Origin of the sequence: Gemmobacter sp., from assembly GCF_016792925.1 — a bacterium.
Lineage (GTDB): Bacteria > Pseudomonadota > Alphaproteobacteria > Rhodobacterales > Rhodobacteraceae > Gemmobacter.
Genome location: NZ_JAEULU010000012.1, coordinates 1 through 3,119 on the forward strand (window position 1 = coordinate 1; position 3,119 = coordinate 3,119).

The 3,119-nt window shown below is 67.9% G+C and carries 3 protein-coding genes; 1 reads left to right on the plus strand and 2 read right to left on the minus strand.

Features of this window, described 5'->3' with window-relative positions; all coding sequences use genetic code 11:
- Positions 1-99 precede the first annotated feature (99 nt).
- Both JNN06_RS00440 and JNN06_RS00445 read right to left on the minus strand, forming a co-directional pair.
- Positions 100-1,059, minus strand: a complete 960-nt coding sequence (locus JNN06_RS00440) for a CorA family divalent cation transporter (protein ID WP_291237629.1) — start codon at positions 1,057-1,059, stop codon at positions 100-102.
- 273 nt (positions 1,060-1,332) lie between these two features.
- Positions 1,333-1,764 (minus strand): DUF1489 domain-containing protein, encoded by a 432-nt coding sequence (locus tag JNN06_RS00445; RefSeq protein ID WP_291237631.1) that lies wholly within the window; start codon positions 1,762-1,764, stop codon positions 1,333-1,335.
- Between the two features lie 127 nt (positions 1,765-1,891).
- Here JNN06_RS00445 and JNN06_RS00450 point away from each other — a divergent pair.
- Positions 1,892-3,119, plus strand: a 1,228-nt coding sequence (locus JNN06_RS00450) for an adenosylcobalamin-dependent ribonucleoside-diphosphate reductase (protein ID WP_291237630.1), incomplete at its 3' end; no start/stop codon positions are given.

The window sequence follows — 3,119 nt, forward strand, 5'->3', positions numbered from 1 at the left end:
ATTTCGCCCCGCACCTGCCACGCCCCTTCACGCTGGATGCGCTTTGTCTGTTCGGAGAGGCGGCGGATGGCCGTTTTCACCTGTTGCAGCGCCACCCGCTCACAGCCAGCGCTTCCACTTGAAAAACGCCCAGGTGCCCACCGCGCTGGCCAGCATCAGCGCCAGCGCGGCGGGGTAGCCCCAGGGCTGCGCCAGTTCCGGCATATGGGCAAAGTTCATGCCGTAAACCGAGGCGATCAGCGTCGGCGGCAGGAACAGCGCCGCCACCACCGAGACAATCCGCACCGTCACGTTCTGCGCCAGATTGATCATGCCCAAAGTGGCATCCGTGGCCAGCGCCACCCGCTGCCCCAGAAAATCGGCATGAACTTCCAGCGCTTGCAGGTCGCGCATCAGCCCCTTCACCAAGGCGCGCAGGGCGGCATCGCCGCGATCGGCCAGCCCCTGCCCGAAAAAGCTGACCGCACGTTCCAGCGTCAGCAGGGCCAGGCGCAAGCGGCTCAGCAGCTCGCCCTCCTGCCCGGCCTGTTCCAGCGCCGCCTGCAAGACCTGCGCCCGGTCCTTGCCCGGCGCGGGGCGGTAGACCGAGCCCGCCACCGCATCAAGGCTGCGCCCGACGCCTTCCAGCAGATCGGCCAGCCGCCCGATGATATCCTCCATCAGCCCCAGAAACACCCGGTCGGGCCGGTCGCAGCCGGGGCCGGATTTGTCGGCGCGTTCGGGATAGGTTTCAAACGGGCGCGGCGCATGATGGCGCACCGTCACCAGCCGCTCGGGCGCGAGGATGAAGGTCACCGGCCCCGAGGTCGGGCTGCGGCTTTCCGACAGGCCGGGCAGCACCACGGTCATCACCTCCAGCCCGTTTTCGCGGTAAAGGCGGTTGGAGATCTCGATCTCCTCCATATCGGCCAGCGTCGGCACCGCCACGCCAAGCGCCGCCACCGCCGCCACCTGCGCGGGCATCGGGCGGTACAGATCGACCCAGACCGCCTCCGTCAGCGGCTGGCCGCTTTCCAGCGGAAACAGGCGCCCCGCGCGGGGCCGATAGGCAAACATCATGGCAGGCATCCCCGGCAGGCTGGCCCCGGTTTAGGCCGGTTGCGTGACGGTTTTGTTACAGACGGGCGACAGCGGGGCCATCGGGCGGATCAGGAAACGCAGCGCGTTTCCCCGCCCGTGTGGAAACGACCCCGCAAGACCGTTTCAACCCGCGACCGGGAGGCCTGCGCCCGCCGCCCGAAGGGCGGGCGCTGGCCGGTGGCTTTGGGCCACCGGCCCAAACGCGGAAACGTTTCAACATGACCTCGGCGATGGCCTCGGCCCTTCCCCCCCTCAGCGCAACCCGATCTCTGCCAGCGCCCGCGCCAGCTCTTCGGGCAGCGCGTCATCTGCGGCGCGCCCCTTCGGCAGGTCGCGCGGGCTGTCCTCCGGCGCCAGATAGCGCCAGCCCTGAAACGGCCGGCGCGGCGCGGCTTGCGTGCGGATCACCTCCGGGTGCAGCAGCAGCGCGCAGCGCTCCACCCCGTCGCCACCCTCGACCTTCTCCAGCCCGAGGATCACCTGCCGCGCCAGCACCTGCCCCTTGATCACCCAATACAAAGACCCGCCCGCCAGCACCTCGGGCGCCCGCTTGGGCCACATGCGCGTCACATGCACGGCCCGGCCCCGCGGCCAGCGCGGCGCCTGCGACACCTGCCAGGCCTCCAGATCCTCGACCGACTCGGCGCCTACGCAGAGCTTCAGGATATTCACGAAATCCGCCACGATCACCCCCATCGCTCCCGCTCAGATAGGCCGCCCCTGCCGACACGGCAAGACCTTTGACGCTTCCCTCCAAGGCGCGTATCCTGTAGGGCCTCCCCCCGCAGACCACCATATGAAGGATTCCGCCATGTCGCGATTCGCCGCCCCCATTGCCGAGCAGATCTGGGACATGAAGTATCGCCTGAAGGAGGCCGACGGCACCCCGGTGGATGGCAGCGTCGAGGATACCTGGCGCCGCATCGCCCGCTCGCTGGCCGAGGTGGAGAAAGACCCCGCCCATTGGGAGGGCGAATTCTACAAGGCACTGGAAGGCTTCAAATATCTGCCCGCAGGCCGGATCACCGCGGGGGCGGGCACCGGGCGCAATGTCACCCTGTTCAACTGCTTTGTCATGGGCACCGTGCCCGACAGCATGGGCGGCATCTTCGACGCGCTGAAAGAGGCCGCGCTGACCATGCAGCAGGGCGGCGGCATCGGCTATGATTTCTCGACCATCCGCCCGCGCGGCGCCGAGGTGAAGGGCGTCGCCGCCGATGCCTCCGGCCCCCTGTCCTTCATGGATGTCTGGGATGCGATGTGCCGCACCATCATGTCGGCCGGCTCGCGCCGGGGCGCCATGATGGCCACCATGCGCTGCGACCACCCGGATGTGGAGGCCTTCATCGAGGCCAAGAAAGACCCGGCCCGCCTGCGCATGTTCAACCTCTCGGTTCTGGTCACCGATCCCTTCATGGATGCGGTCAAGGCCGATGGCGCATGGGATCTGGTCTTCGGCGGCAAGGTCTACCGCACCGTGCAGGCGCGCGATCTGTGGAACAAGATCATGCGCAACACCTATGATTTCGCAGAACCCGGCGTCATCTTCATCGACCGCATCAACAAGATGAACAATCTGGGCTATGTGGAGCAGATCGCCGCCACCAACCCCTGCGGCGAACAGCCCCTGCCGCCCTATGGCGCCTGCCTTCTGGGCTCGGTCAACCTCGCCACGCTGGTCACCGACCCGTTCACCCCGGCGGCGAAGCTCGACCCGAAGGCGCTCGATACGCTGGTGCGCCTCTCCGTCCGCATGATGGACAATGTGGTGGATGCCAGCCGCTTCCCCCTGCCGCAGCAAGAGGCCGAGGCCCGCAACAAGCGCCGCATCGGCCTGGGAGTCACTGGCCTGGCCGATGCCCTGCTGATGCTGGGTCTGCGCTATGGCTCGGAACAGGCCGCCACCCAGACCGAGGCCTGGATGAAATCCATCGCCCGCGCCGCCTATCTGGCCTCGGTCGATCTGGCCCAGGACAAAGGCCCCTTCCCGCTGGTCGACGCTGACGCCTACCTCGCCCCCGGCAACAGGAGGCAGAGGG

Coding starts and splice junctions, on each gene's coding strand:
- JNN06_RS00440 (WP_291237629.1), bottom strand. CDS start 1,059: ATGATGTTTGCCTATCGGCCCCGCGCGGGGCGCCTGTTTCCGCTGGAA.